General features: G+C 71.5%; 14 protein-coding genes. 3 read left to right on the forward strand and 11 right to left on the reverse strand.

Translation table 11 applies throughout. From position 1 onward, the window contains the following. Positions 1–56: 56 nt before the first annotated feature. The 9 genes from KME66_RS03690 to KME66_RS03730 all read right to left on the reverse strand — a co-directional run bounded on the left by KME66_RS03690 (position 57) and on the right by KME66_RS03730 (position 14026). Positions 57–1259, reverse strand: a complete 1203-nt coding sequence (locus KME66_RS03690) for an inositol-3-phosphate synthase (RefSeq protein ID WP_216318860.1) — start codon at positions 1257–1259, stop codon at positions 57–59. A 91-nt stretch (positions 1260–1350) separates the two neighbouring features. After that, positions 1351–5070, reverse strand: a complete 3720-nt coding sequence (locus KME66_RS03695; protein WP_216318863.1) for a ThuA domain-containing protein — start codon at positions 5068–5070, stop codon at positions 1351–1353. Between the two features lie 288 nt (positions 5071–5358). After that, positions 5359–6360 carry a sugar phosphate isomerase/epimerase gene (locus KME66_RS03700; protein WP_216318866.1) on the reverse strand — a complete coding sequence of 334 codons (1002 nt, stop codon included), beginning with the start codon at positions 6358–6360 and terminating at the stop codon, positions 5359–5361. Between the two features lie 13 nt (positions 6361–6373). Beyond that, on the reverse strand, positions 6374–7531 hold the full coding sequence (locus tag KME66_RS03705; protein WP_253208562.1) for a Gfo/Idh/MocA family protein: 1158 nt from the start codon (positions 7529–7531) through the stop codon (positions 6374–6376). A gap of 149 nt (positions 7532–7680) precedes the next feature. Next, entirely contained in the window at positions 7681–8715 is a 1035-nt protein-coding gene (locus KME66_RS03710; RefSeq protein ID WP_073226941.1) for a substrate-binding domain-containing protein, read from the reverse strand. Between the two features lie 86 nt (positions 8716–8801). After that, entirely contained in the window at positions 8802–9854 is a 1053-nt protein-coding gene (locus KME66_RS03715; protein ID WP_216318871.1) for an ABC transporter permease, read from the reverse strand. After that, positions 9851–11374, reverse strand: coding sequence for a sugar ABC transporter ATP-binding protein (locus tag KME66_RS03720; RefSeq protein ID WP_216318874.1), 1524 nt, complete (start codon positions 11372–11374; stop codon positions 9851–9853). The genes KME66_RS03715 and KME66_RS03720 overlap by 4 nt, the downstream gene beginning before the upstream one ends. Before the next feature lie 340 nt (positions 11375–11714). Next, complete coding sequence (locus tag KME66_RS03725) at positions 11715–12896, reverse strand: ROK family transcriptional regulator (RefSeq protein ID WP_216318877.1); 1182 nt, start codon at positions 12894–12896, stop codon at positions 11715–11717. 170 nt (positions 12897–13066) lie between these two features. Continuing rightward, positions 13067–14026 carry a beta-ketoacyl-ACP synthase III gene (locus KME66_RS03730; RefSeq protein WP_216318880.1) on the reverse strand — a complete coding sequence of 320 codons (960 nt, stop codon included), beginning with the start codon at positions 14024–14026 and terminating at the stop codon, positions 13067–13069. Between the two features lie 332 nt (positions 14027–14358). Here KME66_RS03730 and fdhD point away from each other — a divergent pair, with 332 nt between their 5' ends. Beyond that, positions 14359–15207, forward strand: a complete 849-nt coding sequence (gene fdhD, locus KME66_RS03735; protein ID WP_073226835.1) for a formate dehydrogenase accessory sulfurtransferase FdhD — start codon at positions 14359–14361, stop codon at positions 15205–15207. Positions 15208–15250: 43 nt separating this feature from the next. Here fdhD and KME66_RS03740 read toward each other — a convergent pair whose 3' ends face one another. Then, complete coding sequence (locus KME66_RS03740) at positions 15251–15466, reverse strand: DNA-binding protein (protein ID WP_216318883.1); 216 nt, start codon at positions 15464–15466, stop codon at positions 15251–15253. 37 nt (positions 15467–15503) lie between these two features. Continuing rightward, entirely contained in the window at positions 15504–16559 is a 1056-nt protein-coding gene (locus KME66_RS03745) for a bile acid:sodium symporter family protein (protein WP_216318886.1), read from the reverse strand. A 252-nt stretch (positions 16560–16811) separates the two neighbouring features. On the opposite strand from KME66_RS03745, the gene KME66_RS03750 reads away from it, so the two are divergent. Together KME66_RS03750 and KME66_RS03755 are read left to right on the forward strand one after the other, a co-directional pair. Beyond that, on the forward strand, positions 16812–17720 hold the full coding sequence (locus KME66_RS03750) for a LysR substrate-binding domain-containing protein (protein ID WP_216318889.1): 909 nt from the start codon (positions 16812–16814) through the stop codon (positions 17718–17720). A 352-nt stretch (positions 17721–18072) separates the two neighbouring features. Beyond that, entirely contained in the window at positions 18073–19872 is a 1800-nt protein-coding gene (locus KME66_RS03755) for a long-chain fatty acid--CoA ligase (protein ID WP_216318892.1), read from the forward strand. Positions 19873–19907: the final 35 nt, after the last annotated feature.

Here is a 19907-nt window from a genome sequence, read left to right on the forward strand (position 1 = left end):
CGGGAGCACCGACAGGGCCGCGAGGAGCGCGGCCGGAAGGACCTGCCCCCGCCGCCTCACGCCTCATCCCGCAGTCGTCCGGCGAAGGTCAGCAGGGTGGCGTACTGCTCGGCGAGTGCCGCCGATGTACCGCCGTCCGGGTCCTTGAAGTAGAAGCCGAGCTCCGGCAGGGGTCCGCTGATCCCGGCCTCGTGGGCGCGGGCCAGCAGCCGGGCCAGGTCCAGGACGAGCGGGGCGGCGAGGGCGGAGTCGCAGCCCTGCCAGATGGTCTGGAGGATCATCCGGGAGCCGAGAAATCCGTCGAAGGCGATGTGGTCCCAGGCGGTCTTCCAGTCGCCCATGGCGGGCACGTCGTCGATGTGCACCTCGCCCTCGGGGGCGGTCCCGAAGGTGTCGGCGAGGACGCGTTCCTTGCCGGCGTTCTTGGCGGCGGCGGCCGCCGGATCGGCCAGCGCCGCCCCGTCCCCGCCGCCCAGGAGGTTCGTCCCCGACCACGCCCGTACGGGGAGGGCGCGCTGGAGGAACATCGGGGCGAGCACGGAGCGGAGCAGCGTCTGGCCGGTCTTGCCGTCGCGTCCGGCGTGGGGAAGTGCGCTGGAGGCGACGGTGTCGGTGAGCGCGGAGGTGCGCAGCCCGGTGGACGGCGTGAAGTTGGCGTAGGAGCAGCCGGCGCGCAGGGCGGCGGCCGCGTAGAGGGAGCTGGGGGGCAGCCGGGGGTCGCCGGGCCGGGAGGCGGGTTCGGTGGAGGCGACGTTGATCACGACGGTGCGGGCCAGGTCGTGGCGGTGGGCGAAGTCGGTCAGGTCGGCGGCGAACGCGGCGATGAGTTCCTGGTCGGTCCGGGTGTCGCCGGGGAGCGGACCGCCGGGGCGTATCTCCGTGTCGGCGGCGTCGAGTTCGGCGCGTACGGCCGGGGGAAGCCCGTGCGGGAGGACGCCGCCGTCGGCCAGGGCCTCGGCCCGCTTGGACAGCGGGCAGTCGAGGGTGTCGTGGCCGCCGAAGACCAGGTCGGTCAGGGCGGGCAGTCCGCTGCCGGCGAAGGGGGCCGTCTCGGTGACCATGCCGGTCGGCGGGTGGAGGCCCGCGGCGATGGCGGCGCAGCCCGCGGTGGCGGTGGTCGCCACGGAGCCGCGTGCTCCGATGAACCAGACCCCGGTGCGGCCCGATGTCCCCGCGGGGCCGGGGGCCTCGGAGGTGAGCGGCGCGTCGGTTCGGCCTGGGACGTCGGTTCTGCCGTCACGATCGGCGTGTGCGGTCACGGGCTGCCTCCTGGTGGATGGGTCGGGGTGGAGGACGACGGGCGGAGGGCGTGCGTGCTTCCTCCGCCCGTCGTCGGCAGGCGCGGCCGCCCTACTTCGAGGGCAGCTCCTTCAGTTGGATGTTGCGGAAGGACACCTGGTCGTCGGCTCCGTGGTTCTGGAGGCCGATGTAGCCGTCCTTCAGGCTGCGGGCCGGGTCCGTGTTGGTGAAGTCGTTGATCTTCACTCCGTTGAGGAAGACGCGCAGACGTTCGCCCTGGACCTTGATCTCGTAGCTGTTCCACTGGCCCGGCGGCCGCAGGACGCGGTCACGGGCCTTGATGTTGGCCGACTTGAAGGTGTAGACGGCCCCGGTGGTCCGGTCGGCGGTGTCGGTGGCGTCGATCTGGATCTCGTACCCGTTGTCGACCGCCGACCAGGGGTCGTCGGACTCGGGGTAGCCAACGAAGACCCCGGAGTTGTCGTCACCGGCCACCTTCCAGTCGAGCTTCAGCGAGTACGACGTCAGTTCCTTGGCCTGATACGTGAGCAGGCCCATGCCGCCCTCGGAGTGCAGGGCGCCGTCGCTGACGGAGAACCTCCCCGGGCCCGCCTGCTTCCACCCCTGAAGCGTCTTGCCGTTGAAAATCGGCCGATAGTCGGTGTCCGGCTTGCAGTCGGCCTTCACCTGGCCGGTGGCATAGCGCAGGCCACCCAGCACGTGGCTGCGGAAGGCGGGTTCGGCGTAGGACTCCTTGGTGTGGCCGAGACCGGTGTAGAAGGAGCGGCCGCCCTGGTAGGTCTGGCACCAGGAGATCGGGTGGTCGCCCTTCATGTTCCCGCCGGTGTAGGTGGTCTCGTCGAGCGTGGCGAGAACCTTGGCCTTGTCCCGGGGATTGGTGCGGTAGTTGTACCACTCGTCGGTGCGCTCCCACTCCTCGTCCAGATGGTCGGTGGCGGGGTGGTCGTGGTCCTCGACGCGGACGGTGGCGGGCTGGATCTGCGGGTGGGAGTCGAAGTAGGCGCCGACGAGGCCGCCGTAGAACTCCCAGTCGTACTCGGTGTCGGCGGCGGCGTGGATGCCCACGTAGCCGCCTCCGTTGGCGACGTAGTTCTCGAACGCCTTCTGCTGATCGGCGTTGAGGACGTCACCGGTGGTGGAGAGGAACGCGACGGCGTCGTAGCGGGCCAGGTTGCTGGTGGTGAACTGGGCGGCGGACTCGGTGGAGTCGACCGTGATGTCGGTGTCCTCGCCGATCTCCTTCAGGGCCTCGATGCCCGCGGGGATCGAGTCGTGGCGGAAGCCGGCGGTCTTGGAGAAGACCAGGACGCGCTTGGCGGTCCTGTCGACCGGGGTGCTGGAGAGTTCGAAGTCGTCGATGTCGTAGAGCGCTCCGTCGCCGCCCTTGAAGACGAGGAAGAGTTCGGTCTGCTTCCGGGGCGCGCCGCGCAGCGGGATGTCGATGTCCTGGAAGGTGTCCCAGCTTCCGGTCACCGGGACGGGCCCGGAGCCGAGGATCTTGCCGGTGGGCGATCCGGTGCGGACTTCGAGGAAGCCGCCGGAGCCGGCCGAGGAGATCCGGGCGGTGAGCCTGGCGGTGTCGCCGAGGACGTAGGTCCGGAAGGAGATCCAGTCGTCGTCGTGGATGTCGCCGACGGTCTTTCCGCCGTGCGCGCTGGACTTGCTCGGCGTGGTGACGCCGGAGGAGTCGTCGAAGTGCTCGGCCTGGCGGTGCCTGGGCTGGAGCCGCGAGGCGTCCTTGCCGGTCAGCGCGGCCTGGCCACCACCGCCGTTGTCGGTGTACGAGGCCGAAATGCCGCCGTAGATGTTGGCGTTGGGGTCGTGTCCGCCTTCCATGGCGGTCTTGATGGTTCCCTCGCAGCCGTGCTCGGTGGTGATGTCGTGGCCGTGGCTGTCGTGTCCCAGGGTGAACTTGACCTCGACCTCGGTGCAGTCGATGGTCCCGTCCTCCGGGTCGCTGACGTTGACCTTGAAGGGCACGGAGTCGCCGAACTCGAAGAGCTGCCCGTCCTCGGGGAGCACCAGGTCCACGGTGGGGGCGGTGTTGCCGACGGTGACGTGGACGCTGGCGGAACCGGTGCGGCCGGTCGGGTCCTCGGCGGTGAGGGTGGCGGTGTAGGTGCCGTTCTTCCTGTACGTGTGCGTGGGGTCGGCGGCGGTGGAGGTCTTGCCGTCACCGAAGTCCCAGGAGTAGGTGAGCGGGTCGCCGTCGCCGTCCGCCGTGCCGGCCGAGGAGAACCTCACCTTCAGGGGCGCGGTGCCCGACGTCTTGTTCGCCGAGGCCTCGGCGATGGGCGAGCGGCCTCCGGTGGCGTTCTCGATGCGGTAGAGTGCGGAGTTCTCGTCGCCGCCGAACCAGGCGAGGCCGTAGTCGAGGACGTAGAGCGCCCCGTCGGGGCCGAAGGCCATGTCCATGATCTGGGTGCCGGACCAGGGAACGTCGTTGATGGACTGGACGGCACCGTCGGCGTCCTGCTCGATGCGCTTGATCCACCTGCGCCCGAACTCGCCGGCGAAGAAGTCGCCGTCGTAGGCCTCGGGGAACTTGACCGGGGAGTCGAGGCCCGCGTCGTAGCGGTAGACGGGGCCGCCCATGGGGGACTCGGAGCCGGAGCCGAACTCGGGCACCGAGCCGCCGTCGTAGGGGATCCACGCGGCCTCGGCCGGCGGCAGGTCGACCAGTCCGGTGTTGTGCGGCGACTCGTTCTTCGGGGCGGCGCAGTCGAAGGCGGCGCCGGAGGTCCTGGTGGCGAAGTCGTAGTCGATGTACGGCTCGTTGTCGCCGACGCAGAAGGGCCAGCCGAAGTTGGCGGCCTTCGTCACCCGGGCGAACTCGACCTTCCCGGCGGGTCCGCGCCCCGGGTCGGCCGCGCCCGCGTCGGGGCCGTAGTCACCGACGTACACGGTGCCGGTGGCCCGGTCCACGGAGAAGCGGAAGGGGTTGCGGAAGCCCATCGCGTAGATCTCGGGGCGGGTCCTGTCCGTGCCCGGTTCGAAGAGGTTGCCTTCGGGGATGGTGTACGAGCCGTCGTCGGCCACCTTGATGCGCAGGATCTTGCCCCGCAGGTCGTTGGTGTTGCCCGAGGTGCGGCGGGCGTCGAACGCCGGGTTGCGGTCGGGGCGTTCGTCGATCGGGGTGAAGCCGTCGGAGGCGAAGGGATTGGTGTCGTCGCCGGTCGAGAGGTAGAGGTTGCCGTCCTGGTCGAAGTCGATGTCACCGCCGACGTGGCAGCAGATGCCGCGCGAGGTGGGGACGTCCAGGACCTTCTTCTCGCTGGCGGTGTCGAGGGTGCCGTCCTCGTTGAGGACGAAGCGGGAGAGGCGGTTGACGCCGTCGAACTTCGCGAAGTCCTCGGCGGTTCCGGTCTCCGGAGCGTCGCCCGCCGGGGTGTCCATCGGGGGCGCGTAGAAGAGGTAGATCGCCCGGTTCTCGGCGAAGTCCGGGTCGACGCCGACGCCTTGGAGTCCTTCCTCGTCGTGCGTGTACACGGGGAGGGTGCCGGAGATCCGGGTGTTGCCGGCGCTGTCGGTGATCCGCAGCTCGCCGCCCCGCGAGGTGTGCAGCACGCTGCGGTCGGGGAGGACGGCGAGCGACATGGGCTCGCCGGTCTCCTCGACCCCCTTGGCGAGGGTGACTTGCTGGAAGTCCTCCGCCACGGGCTCGTCGTGCCCGGGGTGGCCCGGGTGGGCGGCGGCACCGGGAGCGGAGCCGAGGGTCAGGGTGGCGGCGGCGAGCAGGCCGCCGGTGAGCAGGGCGAGGGTCTTCCGGACGCGGGTCCGGGCCAGGAGCCGCTTTCTGGTTCTGTGCACGTGGGTCCTCCGGAGAGTGCCGGTTGTACGGGCGGGTGCAGCCGTGCCGTGCCGCGCGGGGACTGCCGCGCGTGCGTCACCGGAGTCGGGAGCGACCCCGGTGACGCGAGTCATGTCGTGTACACGAAGGGGACGGTAGACCTGTTCGTCCTCGGCGGAAAGCCCTTGTGCAACGGGCGGGCCGAACTTCTTCTTCCTTCAGGACAAAGAGGTTTTCGGGCAGGGCGAGGCAGCCCCGGGGGCGGGGGCGGTGCAGTTCAACATGCCCCCGGGGCACCATCGTTCTGGCTAATCGCCGCCGAAGGCCGCGTCGAACGAGGCGGACGGCGGGTCGAAGTCGAAGCGCCTGAGGACAGCAAGCGCTTCCGGAGCGCCGACCAGCCGGTCCATCCCGGCGTCCTCCCACTCGACCGAGACCGGGCCTTCGTAGCCGATGGACCTGAGCATGCGGAAGACGTCCTCCCAGGGGACGTCGCCGTGGCCGGCCGAGACGAAGTCCCAGCCCCGCCGGGGGTCGCCCCACGGCAGATGCGAACCCAGGCGCCCGTTGCGGCCGTCGAGACGCTTGCGGGCCTCCTTGCAGTCCACGTGGTAGATCCGGTCCCGGAAGTCGTAGAGGAACCCGACCGGGTCGAGGTCCTGCCAGACGAAATGGCTCGGGTCGAAGTTCAGTCCGAACGCGGGCCGGTGGTCCACCGCTTCGAGCGCGCGCCGGGTGGTCCAGTAGTCGTACGCGATCTCGCTCGGGTGCACCTCGTGGGCGAAGCGCACCCCCTCGGCGTCGAAGACGTCCAGGACCGGGTTCCAGCGCTCGGCGAAGTCCTCGTAGCCCCGCTCGATCATGTGCGGCGGGGCGGGCGGGAACATCGCGACGAGGTGCCAGATGGAGGAGCCGGTGAACCCGACGACCGTGTCCACCCCGAAGGCGGCGGCGGCCCGTGCGGTGTCGGCGATCTCGGCCGCGGCCCGCTGCCGTACGCCCTCGGGCTCGCCGTCGTCCCAGATGCGGGCGGGCAGGATGCCCTGGTGGCGTTCGTCGATCGGGTGGTCGCAGACGGCCTGGCCGACGAGGTGGTTGGAGATCGCGAAGCACTTCAGCCCGTACTTGTCGAGCAGTTGGTGCCGGGTGTCCAGGTAGCCGGGGTCGGCCAGCGCTTTGTCGACCTCGAAGTGGTCTCCCCAGCAGGCGAGTTCGAGCCCGTCATAGCCGAAGTCCCGGGCGTGCTTGCAGACCTCCTCCAGCGGGAGGTCGGCCCACTGGCCGGTGAAGAGGGTGAAGGGGCGGGGCATGGGCGGCAGCCTCCTAGGACGAGGGCGGGACCGGGGTGTGGACGGAGTTCTTGGCGGCGCTCTCCTCGACGGCGGCGAGCACCCGCTGCACCTGGAGGCCGTCCGCGAACGACGGTACGGGCAGGGCCCCTTCGGCGATCGTGCGGACCACGTCGCGGGCCTGGTGGACGAAGGTGTGCTCGTATCCGAGGCCGTGCCCCGGCGGCCACCAGGCTTCCAGGTAGGGGTGCTCGGGTTCGGTGACGAGGATGCGGCGGAAGCCCGCGGTGGCGGCGGGTTCGGTGTGGTCGTGGAAGGACAGCTCGTTGAGCCGCTCCAGGTCGAAGGCGAGCGAGCCCAGTTCCCCGTTGATCTCCAGGCGCAGGGCGTTCTTGCGCCCGGCGGCCATCCGGGTCGCCTCGAAGGAGGCGAGGGCGCCGGAGGCGAGGCGGCCGGTGAAGACCGCCGCGTCGTCGACGGTCACCTCGCCCCGCTCCACCGTGTCGGCGCTGCCGGAGAGCCCGGCCGACGCCCCGGAGAGCAGGGGCCTCTCGCGTACGAAGGTCTCGCTGACGGCGGAGACTCCGGTCAGCGGCTCGCCCGCGAGGTACTGGGCGAGGTCGACGATGTGCGCCCCGAGGTCGCCGAGCGCGCCGGAGCCGGCGTGCTCGCGCTTGAGCCGCCAGGTGAGCGGGGAGGCCGGGTCGACCAGCCAGTCCTGGAGGTAGGTGGCCCGAACGTGGCGCAGAGGACCGAGCCGGCCCTCGGCGATGAGCTGCCGGGCGTAGGAGATCGCGGGAACCTTGCGGTAGTTGAAGCCCACCATCGCCACCTGGCCGTGGGCGGCGGCCGCTTCGGCGGCGCGGACCATGGCCTCGGCCTCGGCGACGTTGTTGGCGAGCGGCTTCTCGCACAGCACGTGCTTGCCCGCCTCCAGGGCGGCGATGGCGATCTCGGCGTGGCTGTCGCCGGGGGTGCAGATGTCGATCAGCTGGACGTCGTCCCGGGCGATCAGGGCCCGCCAGTCGGTTTCCGCCGCCGCCCAGCCGTGCCGGGCGGCGGCGGCGTCGACCGCCGCACGGTCGCGTCCGCAGATCGCGGCGAGAGCGGGCCGCAGCGGCAGGTCGAAGACGTGTCCGGCGGTACGCCACCCCTGGGAGTGGGCGGCGCCCATGAACGCGTATCCGACCATGCCGACCCCGAGCGTTCCCGGCGCCTGCCGCGTCGGCGGTACGGGGGCGTGCGTTTCCGTCTCTTGACTACGGGCCATGCGGACTTCCTCCTCATCGGTGTGCGGTAACGGGCCGGGGGACGCGCTCGCGCCCTCCCCCGGAGTCCCGGTCAGTTGAAGCCCGTCGGCAGGTACTGGTCGATGTTGTCCTTGGTCACGACCGCGGAGTACAGGGTCAGGGAGGTCGGGATCTCCATCTCGGAGAGACCGCTGATGCCCTTGGACTGGCCGAGGGCCCGGGCCAGGTCGATGGCGGATGCGGCCATCGTCGGCGGGTAGAGGACCGTCGCCTTGATGACCGAGTCGTCGGCCTTGATGGCGTCCATCGCGGACTTGGCTCCGGCGCCGCCGACCATGATGAACTCGTCGCGGCCCGCCTGCTCGATGGCTCGGAGCGCGCCGACGCCCTGGTCGTCGTCGTGGTTCCACAGTGCGTCGAACTGCTTCTGGGCTTGCAGGAGTTGCGCCATCTTCGCCTGGCCGGACTCGACGGTGAACTCGGCTGCCTGCCGGGCCACCAGCTTGATGTTGGAGTAGTTCTCGAGGGCGTCGGCGAATCCCTGGCTGCGCTGTTTGGTCAACTCCAGGTTGTCGATCCCGGCGAGCTCGACGACCTTGGCGTCCGCCTTGTCCTTGAGCTGCTCCCCGATGTAGTGCCCGGCGTTGAGGCCCATGCCGTAGTTGTCGCCGCCGACCCAGCAGCGGTAGGCCTGGGGGGAGGCGAAGATGCGGTCCAGGTTCACGACGGGGATGCCCGCCCTCATCGCCTCCAGGCCGACCTGGGTGAGCGCCTTGCCGTCGGCGGGGAGGACGACGAGGACATCGACCTTCTTGTTGATGAGGGTCTTGACCTGGCCGATCTGGGCGGCGGTGTCGTTGGAGCCCTCGGTGATCTCCAGGGTGACGTCGGAGTACGTCCCGGCCCGGGACTTGGCTTGGACGTTGATCGCGTTCAGCCAGCCGTGGTCGGCCTGCGGCCCGGCGAAGCCGATGGTGACGGCCTTGCCCGGCTTGTCGTCGGCGGGGGCGCTGTTGCCGGCGGGCTCGGTCTTCTTGGGCTCGTTGCTCGTACAGGCGGTGAGGAACGCTCCCGCGGAGACGGCGGCGGTTCCGAACAGCAGCCCTCTGCGGCTGGTTTCTGGCATGACGGTCTGACCCTTCATCCGGTGGGTGCGTACGCGGTGCGGGGATGGCGGTTCGTTCAGGCGCCGGGGCCGGCGGCCGGGGCGGCTCAGGTCTCCCGGCCGCGCATGGTGCGGCTCTGGACGAGGACGGCGGCGACGATGATGGCGCCCTTGGCGATCTGCTGGACGTCGCTCTGGAGGTTGTTGAGCGCGAAGATGTTGGTGATCGTGGTGAAGATCAGGACGCCGAGTACGGAGCCCACGATGGTGCCCCGGCCCCCGCTGAGCAGGGTTCCGCCGATGATCGCGGCGGCGATGGCGTCGAGCTCGTACAGGTTGCCGTTGGTGTTCTGGCCGGAGCCGGCCAGCACGATCAGCATGAAGGCGGCGATGCCGCAGCAGAGCCCGGACAGCAGGTAGAGGTACAGGCGCTGGCGGCGGACGTCGATCCCGGCGAGCCGGGCGGCCTCGGCGTTGCCGCCGACGGCGACGGTGCGGCGGCCGAAGGTGGTCCGGTTGAGGATCAGCCAGCCGGCGACCGTGACCACGGCGAACATGATGACCAGCGGCGGGATCCCGAGGATGTAGGAGTCGGGCAGGCCGAGGTCCAGGACCGGGTCGACGGTGACGATCTGGGTCTTGCCGTCGGTGATCTGGAGGGCGAGTCCGCGGGCGGACGCGAGCATGGCCAGCGTCGCGATGAACGGGACCATGTTGCCGTACGCGATGAGGACGCCGTTGACGAGTCCCGCGACGAGGCCGACGGTCACCGCGGTGAACGCGATGCCCGCGAAGCCGTACTCCTGGGTGGCCAGCGTCGTCGCCCACACCGAGGCGAGGGCGACCATCGCCCCGACGGAGAGGTCGATGCCCCCGCTGATGATCACGAAGGTCATGCCGACGGTGACGACGCCGATGACGGACGCCTGGGTGAGGATCAGCTGGAGGTTGCCGGTGTCCAGGAAGGCGTCCGGTTCGGTGATGCCGCCGACCAGGACCAGCACGGCGAGGACGCCGAGCAGGGACAGGATCCGGACGTCGAGCCGCAGACCGAGGGCCGGCATGCCCCCGCCCGACTTCGGGGGCGGCGCGTCGGAGGGAGCCGCGACGGTCCCCTTGTCCGGCCCGTTGTGCTGCGCCGACGGGGCGGGCTGTGTCATGGCGTCGGGCTCCCTTCCATCACGAGGTCGAGTACGCGGTGCTCGTCGAGCTCCCGGGCGGCGGCCGTGTGGACCACTTCGCCCTCGCGGAGGACCAGCACCCGGTCGGCGAGGCCCAGGACTTCGGGCACTTCGCTGGAGACGAGCAGGACGGCGAGGCCTTCGTCGGCCAGTCGGCGGATCACGGCGTAGAGCTCGGCGCGGGCACCGACGTCGACGCCACGGGTGGGTTCGTCCAGCAGCAGGACCCGGCAGCCGCGCAGCAGCCAGCGGGCGAGGACGGCCTTCTGCTGGTTGCCGCCGGAGAGGGTGCGGACGGCGGCGTCCGGGTTGTCGGGGCGCATCTGCAGTTCCCGGGTGGCGCTCCGGGCGGCCTTCCGCTCCCCGCCCCGGTCGATCCAGCCGATCCGGGCGAAGCGGGAGAGGGAGGAGACGGAGACGTTACGGGTGACCGACTCGGTCATCAGCAGGGCCTGCGCCTTGCGCTCCTCGGGGGCGAGACCGATCCCGGCAGCGACGGCGGCGCGGACGCTGCCGGGGCGGAGCCGCTTGCCCGCGACGGTGACGGTTCCGGTGGTCGCCCTGCGGGCCCCGTAGATCGTCTCCAGGATCTCCGAGCGGCCCGAGCCGACGAGTCCGGCGAGTCCGACGATCTCGCCGGGCCGCAGGTCGAGGTCGACGGGGGCGAACTCGCCCGTGCGGGAGAGGCCCTGGACCCGGAGCACGGGCTCCGCGCCGGTGGCGGGCGGTTCCTCGGGGCGGGGTGGGAAGACATAGGCGACGTCGCGGCCGGTCATCATGGCAACGATGTCGCGGGTGGGGGTGTCCGCCGCGGGCAGCCCGACGGCCACGGTCCGGCCGTCCTTGATGACGGTGACCCGGTCGCCGATGCGGCGGATCTCCTCGAGGCGGTGCGAGATGTAGACGACGGCCACCCCGTCGGCGGTGAGGCTCTCGACGATGCGGAAGAGGTTGTCGACCTCGTCGGGGTCGAGGGCGGCGGAGGGCTCGTCCATCACGATGAGGCGGACCTCGTGGGAGAGGGCCCGCGCCATGGAGACGATCTGCTGCTGGGCGGCGGAGAGGTCGCCGACGTGCCGGGCGGGGTCGATCTCCGGGTGTCCGAGGCGGGCCAGCAGCGCCTTGGCGGCGGCGCGCCCCTCGCCCGTACGGACGATGAAGCCGGCGCTGGTCGGCTCGTGGCCGAGGAAGACGTTCTCGGCGACCGACAGGTCCTCCACCAGATCGAGTTCCTGGTAGATGGTGGCGATGCCCCGGCGCATGGCGGCGATCGGAGACTTGAGCTGGACCTTCTCGCCGTGCCAGGTGATCTCGCCGCCGTCGGGCTGGTGGGCTCCGGCGAGCACCTTGATGAGGGTGGACTTGCCCGCACCGTTCTGGCCGAGGAGGCAGTGGACCTCGCCGGCCTGGACCTCCAGGTCGACGCCGTCCAGGGCGCGGACGCCCGGGAAGAGCTTGGTGATGCCGGACATGGTGAGCAGGGGTGGTTCCGGTGCCATGACGAATCCCCTCGGCGAATGGGGTCTCCCCTGCTCGGGCGGGTGCCGAGGACCGGGGAGGGCCGGTGAGCGGACAGGGCGCAGGGCTGGAGGTGCCGTGGAGCCGGCGGCACCGCGAACGGCTGCTGACGGGGTTATGCGGGGTGCGGGGTGCGGGGTGCGGGGTGCGGGGTGATTCTGACGGGAGATGGATTCCGTGGTGCGCGGTGCGTACGGCTGCTGGCGGGAGATGGATCCGTGTGGTGCGCGGTACGTGTGGCTGCTGACGGGGGGGTTCCGTGGTGCGCGGTGTGCGTACGGCTACTGACGGGGGGGTTCCGTGGTGCGCGCCGGCCTGGGGTCAGGCCGGGGAGAAGAGGTGGTCGCTGATGAGCCGGGCCGCGCCGATCACTCCGGCGGCGGGCCCCAACTCGCCCAGCACGATGGGGAGATTGCCGGTGGCCAGGGGCAGGGACTGCTTGTAGACCTGGGTGCGGACACTGGCGAGGAGGTTGTGACCGAGGCCGGTGACCCCGCCGCCGATCACCACCAGACCGGGATTGAAGAAGCTGACCAGGCTCGCGATCACCTGGCCGAGCCGGTTGCCGCCTTCGCGGATGAGGTCGAGGGCCGCGGCGTCCCCCGCAGCGGCGGCCGCCGCCACGTCGGCCGCGGTGATGCGGCCCGCCGCCTCCAGCCGCGCGGCGAGCTCGGGTGAGCGGCCCTCCCGGGCGGCGTCCTCCGCGTCGCGGGCGAGGGCCGCGCCGCTGAAGTGGGCTTCCAGGCAGCCCTTGTTCCCGCAGGCGCAGGGCCGGCCGTCGGGGTCGACCTGGATGTGCCCGATGTCCCCGGCGCTGCCGGTCGTCCCGCGGTAGACCTTGCCGCCGACGACGATGCCGCAGCCGATACCCGTACCGATCTTCACGCACAGGAAGTCGCCCACGGAGCGGGCCACGCCCGCGTGCTGCTCCCCCATCGCCATGAGGTTCACGTCGTTGTCGGCCATGACGGGGCAGCCCAGCTCCTGGCTCAGCGCCTCGCGGACCGGGAAGCCGTCCCAGCCGGGCATGATCGGCGGCGCGACCGGCACGCCCTCGGGGAACCGGACGGGGCCGGGAACTCCGATGCCCGCGCCGTCGAAACCTTCGGCGAGCCCGGAGGCCCGCAGTTTGGCGGCCAGCGACAGGACCTGCTCGAAGACGGCGACGGGCCCTTCGCGGACGTCCATCGGATGGTTGAGGTGTCCCAGTACCTCCAGCTCCGCGTTGGTGACGGCCACGTCGACCGAGGTGGCGCCGATGTCGACGCCGAGGAAGCGCAGCTCGGGGGCGAGCCGGATGTTGTGCGAGCGGCGCCCGCCACGCGATGCGGCGAGTCCGTCGGCCACGACCAGGCCGGTCTCCAGGAGCCGGTCCACCTCGACGGCCAGCTTCGAGCGCGACAGGTCGACCTGATCACCCAGCTGAGCCCGGGAGTTGGGCCCCCCGTCACGCAACAGCCGGAGCAGCCGTGCCTGATGCGTGTTCGCGGGTCGTGCCGTCATGCGTCTCACGCGTCCCTCCCCGCCACCTCGGCCAGTCCGTCGGGCTTTCGAGGGGAACGTAGCAGCGCTTTCCCGGAGTGGGAAGAAGTTGCGCGGGAATCCGCCCCAACTTTTCCCACACTCAGGACAAAGGTCGGCGGGAAGGCGCCCTGGAGGGCCGCGGAGGGTGGTCAGGGGCAGCGGATGACCTGGCCCGCATAGGAGAGGTTCCCGCCGAATCCGAAGAGCAGGACGGGCGCACCGGAGTCGACCTCGCCGCGCTCGACCAGCTTGGACAGGGCCATCGGGATGGAGGCGGCGGAGGTGTTGCCGGAGTCCACGACGTCCCGCGCGATGACGGCGTTGACCGCGCCGATCCTGCGGGCGACCGGCTCGATGATCCGCAGGTTCGCCTGGTGCAGGACGACCGCGCCCAGGTCCTCCGGCGCGATGCCCGCCTTCTCGCAGACCCGGCGGGCGATCGGGGGGAGCTGGGTGGTGGCCCAGCGGTAGACGGACTGCCCCTCCTGCGCGAAACGCGGCGGCGTGCCCTCGATCCGCACGGCGTTGCCCATCTCCGGTACGGACCCCCACAGCACCGGTCCGATGCCGGGTCCGCCCGGGGCGTCGGGGGCGGCCGGGTCCGCGGTGACCACCGCGGCTCCCGCACCGTCGCCGAGCAGGACGCAGGTGGAGCGGTCGGTCCAGTCCGCGATGTCGGCCATCTTGTCGGCGCCGACGACCAGCGCCCGGGTCGCCGCGCCGGCCCGGATCGCGTGGTCGGCGGTGGCCAGCGCGTGGGTGAAGCCGGAGCACACGACGTTGATGTCCATGACGGCGGGCGAGCCCATGCCGAGGCGGGCCGCGACCCGGGCCGCCATGCTCGGGGACCGGTCGATCGCGGTGGAGGTGGCGACGAGGACGAGATCGATGTCCGAGGGCGCGAGACCGGCCGCGGCCAGCGCCTTGGCCCCCGCGTGCGCCGCCATCTCGTCCACCGGCTCGTCGGGTCCGCCCACGTGGCGGGTCTTGATGCCGACCCGGCTGGTGATCCACTCGTCGCTGGTGTCGACCATCGCCGCGAGATCGTCGTTGGTGAGCACCTTGGCGGGCTGGTAGTGGCCGAGCGCCACGACACGTGAGCCGGTCATACGGGTTCCCATCGTCGGGTGGGGCAGGAAACAACCAGTCTTGGTCGCTACCGCCGGGTACGAGGGCACGTGATCCCACAGGAATCGGGCCCACACGTTGGAGCATTGACAACAGGCTGGTCAGCGTGCTGAACGGGTCGCTGCGACACGCCGGTGCGTGTGCCGGACAATGACCCGGAGAACGCGGGGCCGGGTTCCGGCCGCCCGCACCGGAACGGACCGGCCGTACGGACAGGCGCGCGCATACTCGTACGAACAGCCCCGCACGGACGGGCGCAACCGGACAGCCGCACACGGACCAGCCGCACACGGAAAGAATCGGGTTCAGCTCTATGGGACGGGTCACCGAACGCCGCCGCACCCTCCGCATCCGGGACGGTGCCGTCTCCTCCCGTCCGGACACCCTGGTGGCGGAAGAGCCCCTGGAGATCCGGCTGAACGGCAAGCCGCTGGCGATCACCATGCGGACGCCCGGCGACGACTTCGCGCTGGCCGCGGGCTTTCTGGTCAGCGAGGGGGTGATCGCCGAGGCGAACGAGGTCCAGTCGATCGTCTACTGCGCCGGGGCGACGGCGGACGGCGTGAACACCTACAACGTGGTCGACGTGAAGCTCGCGCCCGGGGTTCCGGTCCCCGACATCACGCTGGAGCGCAACGTCTACACGACCTCCTCGTGCGGTCTGTGCGGCAAGGCCAGCCTGGACGCGGTACGCACCACGGCCCGGCACCCGGTGGCCGACGCTCCCCCGGTACGGATCACGCCGGGGCTGCTGTCCGCCCTCCCGGACCGGTTGCGGGCCTCGCAGCAGGTGTTCGACCGGACGGGTGGCCTGCACGCCGCCGCCCTGTTCTCCGAGGAGGGCGAGCTGCTGGACGTACGGGAGGACGTCGGCCGGCACAACGCCGTCGACAAGCTGGTGGGCCGGGCGCTCACGGACGGGCGGCTGCCTCTGTCGCGGGCGCTCCTGCTGGTGTCGGGGCGGGCCTCGTTCGAGCTGGCGCAGAAGGCCGTGATGGCGGGAATCCCGGTGCTCGCGGCGGTCTCGGCGCCGTCGTCGCTGGCCGTGGACCTGGCGGCGGAGAGCGGACTGACGCTCGTCGGCTTCCTGCGCGGGCCGTCGATGAACGTGTACGCCGGTGAGCACCGGATCGCGCTGGAGACGGCCGCCCCTCAGCGCTGAGCCCGGGGCCTCCGGCGCACAGGCAGTCGTACGGCGCCCCCGCTCACTCCCCCGCGAAGGCCAGACCCTCGGCGGCCAGCGCCTCACGGAGCACCCCGATCGCCTTCGGGCCGACCCCGTGGAGGGCCAGCACCTCGGCGGCGGTCACGGTGGTGAGCTGCGCGAGGCGGGTGTGGCCCGCCGCGCGCAGAGCCCTGCGGGCCGGGTTGCCCGCCCCGCGCGGAAAGTCGTCGGCCGTCGCCCCGTCCTGGTCGCTCATGGCCCGTCCTCGCTGTAGATCAACACCCGGCTAGCGGCTACCGGCCCACCGTAACGGCTGGGTCGGACAGTGGGCCGGGGGCGGCGGCTGCTGCCGGGTCCTCTCGGAACGGCGGCTCCCCGGGATCGCGCGAGCGGCGCTTGGCGATCACCGCGCAGACCATCAGCTGCATCTGGTGGAACAGCATCAGCGGCAGCACGGCGAGGCTCGCGTGCGCGCCGAAGATCACGCTCGCCATCGGCAGCCCGGCCGCCAGGCTCTTCTTGGACCCGGCGAACTGGATGGCGATCCGGTCCGCCCGGCCGAACCCGAGCCTCCGCGCTCCGTACCAGCTCAGCGTGAGCATCAGCGCCAGCAGGACCGCCTCGGCGGCGAGCAGGGCGGCGAGCCGCACGGGGGTGACCTGGTGCCAGACACCGGCGACCGTCCCCTCGCTGAACGCGGTGTGGACGACGAGCAGGATCGCCGCCCGGTCGACCAGGCCGAGCACCTTCTGGTGCCGGGCCAGGAATCCGCCGACCCAGCGGCGCAGGAGCTGTCCGGCGAGGAACGGGACGAGCAACTGGAACACGATCGTCAGCAGGGAACCCGCGGAGAACCCGCCCCCGGTGGACCCGAGGAGCAGGGCGGCGAGCAGCGGGGTCACCAGGATCCCGGCGAGGCTGGAGAAGGACCCGGCGCAGATCGCGGCGGGCACGTTGCCCCGGGCGATCGAGGTGAAGGCGATGGAGGACTGGATCGTGGAGGGAACCAGGCACAGGAAGAGGAAGCCCGCCTGGAGCTCGGGCGTCAGCACGTACGGCACCAGGGGGACGCTCGCCAGCCCCAGCAGCGGGAAGACGACGAAGGTGCACACCAGGACGGTGAGGTGGAGACGCCAGTGCGTCAGCCCGTCGAGCACCTCGGCCGTGGAGAGCCGCGCCCCGTAGAGGAGGAACAGCAGGGCGACGGCGCCGGTGGAGGCCCCGCCCGCCACGTCGGCGGCGGTGCCCCGGGTGGGCAGCAGCGCCGCGAGGGCCACGGTGGCGGCCAGCGCCAGCAGATAGGCGTCGAACGGCAGCCAGGACGGCAGACGCGGGATACGGCGGGACATGTGCGGGCGCTCCGGCATTCGGGGATTCCGTTTCGGCGTCCATCCTGCGCCCGCCGCACGTCATCGGGAATCCCGTACACCGCTCTCACTGTCATCACGTAACTCGATAACGTGCTCCTCATGAACGCCGACCGGACGAAGGACGGAACGCGTACGGACGAGACGCATACGGACGAGACGCGTACGGACAGGACACGTGCAGACGTGACACATGCAGACGTGACACATACGAACGGAAGGCGTACGGACCGGATGACAGCGCAGCGGACGGACGCCACGTACGACCCCGCCCAGCTGCGCACCTTCCTCACCGTCGCCCAGACGCTGAGTTTCACGCAGGCCGCGCGCCGGCTCGGGGTCCGCCAGTCCACGGTCAGCCAGCACGTGCGGCGGCTGGAGGAGGCGGCCGGGCGGCAGCTGTTCGCCCGGGACACCCATCGCGTCGATCTCACGGAGGACGGCGAGGCGATGCTCGGATTCGCCCGGACCATCCTGTCGGCCCACGAACGGGCGGCGGCGTTCTTCGCGGGCACCCGGCTGCGCGGGCGGCTGCGGTTCGGGGCCTCCGAGGACTTCGTGCTGACCCGGCTTCCCGAGATCCTGGAGTCCTTCCGCCGCGACCATCCGGAGGTCGAGCTCCAGCTGACCGTGGAGCTGTCCGGGACGCTGCACCGGCAGCTCGCCGCGGGCCGGCTGGATCTGGTGCTGGCCAAGCGGCGGACCGGTGACACCCACGGCGAACTGATGTGGCGGGACTCCCTGGACTGGATCGGCGCGCCGCAGCTGCGCCTCGATCCGGAGGGCCCGGTGCCGCTGGTCGTCTTTCCGCCACCGGCCATCACCCGGGCCCGCGCCCTGGAGGTGCTGGAGGAGCACGGGCGGGCCTGGCGGACCGCCTGTACGAGTACGAGTCTGAGCGGCCTGGTCGCGGCGGCCCGGGCGGGCCTGGGGGTGATGGCGCACTCCCGGGGCATGATCCCGCCGGGTCTGGTGCCGGTTGCGGCCAGGGCGGGGCTGCCGGAGCTCGGCGGGGTCGACTTCGTCCTGCTGCACGGGAACCGGCGGAATGCGGCCCAGGCGGCGGCGGACGCCCTGGCCTCGGCGATCCTGGCGGGCGGCGACCGGCTGCACCGCGGAACGGGCGGCGCGGAGGGGCCGTAGCCGCACCCCGGACCGCGGATGTCCGCGCCGGGCCGGGCGGACACGGACCGGGGATGGTGAAGCCGGGCGCCGCCAGGAGCGCGGCCGCTCCCCGACCGGCACCGGCCGCGGTGGTCGCAGCGGTCGGATTCGGTGGAGATTCCGGTGCGAGCCGCTCACCCCTCCGGCAGAACCGGGCTCCCCCACGCCCGAGCCTTGCCCATCTGGCCGGATTTCGACGGTTGACCTGGGGGCCGTCCTGGTGTGCGAAGGTTCCGGACCTCTCCCGCCGGGCCCCTGCTTGGGGTAGCGTCGCGACGCTGTGCGGAGCGCCCCGAGGAGCATGTCATTGCGCGAATTCACTGTCCCGCCCATGGCGGCGCCGCCTCAGGTCGGCGGTCTGGCCGATGCGGTCTTCGACCACGCGGAGGATGATCCGCACCGCGTCGCGCTCGGTCGCAAGGACGCCGGGGGCCAGTGGCGCGATGTGACCTCCGGGGACTTCCGCGATCAGGTGATGGCCCTGGCCAAAGGGCTGATCGCGCACGGGGTGCGGTTCGGCGACCGGGTCGCGCTGATGTCCCGTACGCGGTACGAGTGGACGCTCTTCGACTTCGCGCTCTGGACCGTCGGCGCCCAGTCGGTGCCCATCTACCCGACCTCCTCCGCCGAGCAGGTCCTGTGGATGCTGCACGACGCCGAGGTGGTGGCGGTGATGGTCGAGCACGAGGACCACGCGATGACGGTCGGCTCGGTGATCGACCGGCTGCCGCATCTGAAGCGGCTGTGGCAACTGGACGCCGGAGCGCTCGACGAACTACTCGGGGCGGGCGTGGGCATCGACGACGACGTGGTGCAGCGGCACCGCCGCGCGGTGACCCCCGACTCCGTGGCGACCGTCATCTACACCTCGGGCACGACGGGCCGCCCCAAGGGGTGTGTGATCACCCACGCGAGCTTCATGTTCGAGAGCGACACGATGGCCGGCCGCTGGGAGCCGGTGTTCCGCTCCAGGCCGGACGACGAGGCGGCCACCCTCCTCTTCCTGCCGCTGGCGCATGTCTTCGGGCGGATGGTGGAGATCGCCGCGATCCGTGGCCGGGTCAAGCTCGGCCATCAGCCGGAGCTGTCCGCGAGCGCGCTGATGCCGGACCTGATGACCTTCCGGCCGACGTTCATCCTGGCGGTGCCGTACATCTTCGAGAAGGTGTTCAACGGGGCCCGGCGCAGGGCCGAGACGGAGGGCAGGGCCGGGCCGTTCGACAAGGCCGTCGACATCGCGGTGAAGTACGCCGAGGCCGTGGAGCTCAAGTCGTTCGGGGCCGGTCCCGGTCCGTCGGCGGCGCTGCGGATGCAGCACCAGTTCTTCGACAAGGTGGTGTACAAGAAGGTCCGCGACGCGATGGGCGGCCGGGTGCGGCACGCGATGTCGGGCGGCTCCGGCATGGACCGCCGGCTCGGGCTGTTCTTCGCGGGCGCCGGGGTGACGGTTTTCGAGGGGTACGGGCTGACCGAGTCGACGGCCGCGGCGACGGCGAATCCGCCCGAGCGCACCCGGTACGGCACGGTCGGGCAGCCGATCCCGGGAACGTCGGTGCACATCGCGGACGACGGCGAGGTGTGGGTGTGCGGGCCGAACCTCTTCTCCGGCTATCTGGGCAACCCCGAGGCCACCCGGGCGGTGCTGCGGGACGGCTGGCTGGCGACCGGGGACCTCGGTTCGCTGGACGAGGACGGCTATCTGACGATCACCGGGCGGAAGAAGGAGATCCTGGTGACGTCCGGCGGCAAGAGCGTCTCCCCGGCCGGCCTGGAGGAGCGCGTACGGGCGCATCCGCTGGTGGCCCAGTGCATCGTCGTCGGCAACGACCGCCCGTACATCGCGGCGCTCGTCACCGTGGACCAGGAGTCCGTGGACCACTGGCTGTCGATGCAGGGCCGCGCCCCGCTCGGCCCGGCCGAGCTGGTGCGGGACCCGGACCTGGAGATGGAGGTCCGCCGGGCGGTGGTGGCCGCCAACACGGCCGTGTCCCAGGCCGAGTCCATCCGCACGTTCCGGATCCTGGCCCATCCCTTCACCGAGGACGTGGGGCTGCTGACTCCCTCGCTGAAGCTGAAGCGGAAGGCGATCGAGACGGCGTACGCGGTCGAGGTCGACGCGCTCTACCACTGACCGGCGGGAACGGGAATGCCTGGACCCGCCCGGAC

The organism is Streptomyces sp. YPW6, assembly GCF_018866325.1.
Taxonomy (GTDB): Bacteria; Actinomycetota; Actinomycetes; order Streptomycetales; family Streptomycetaceae; genus Streptomyces.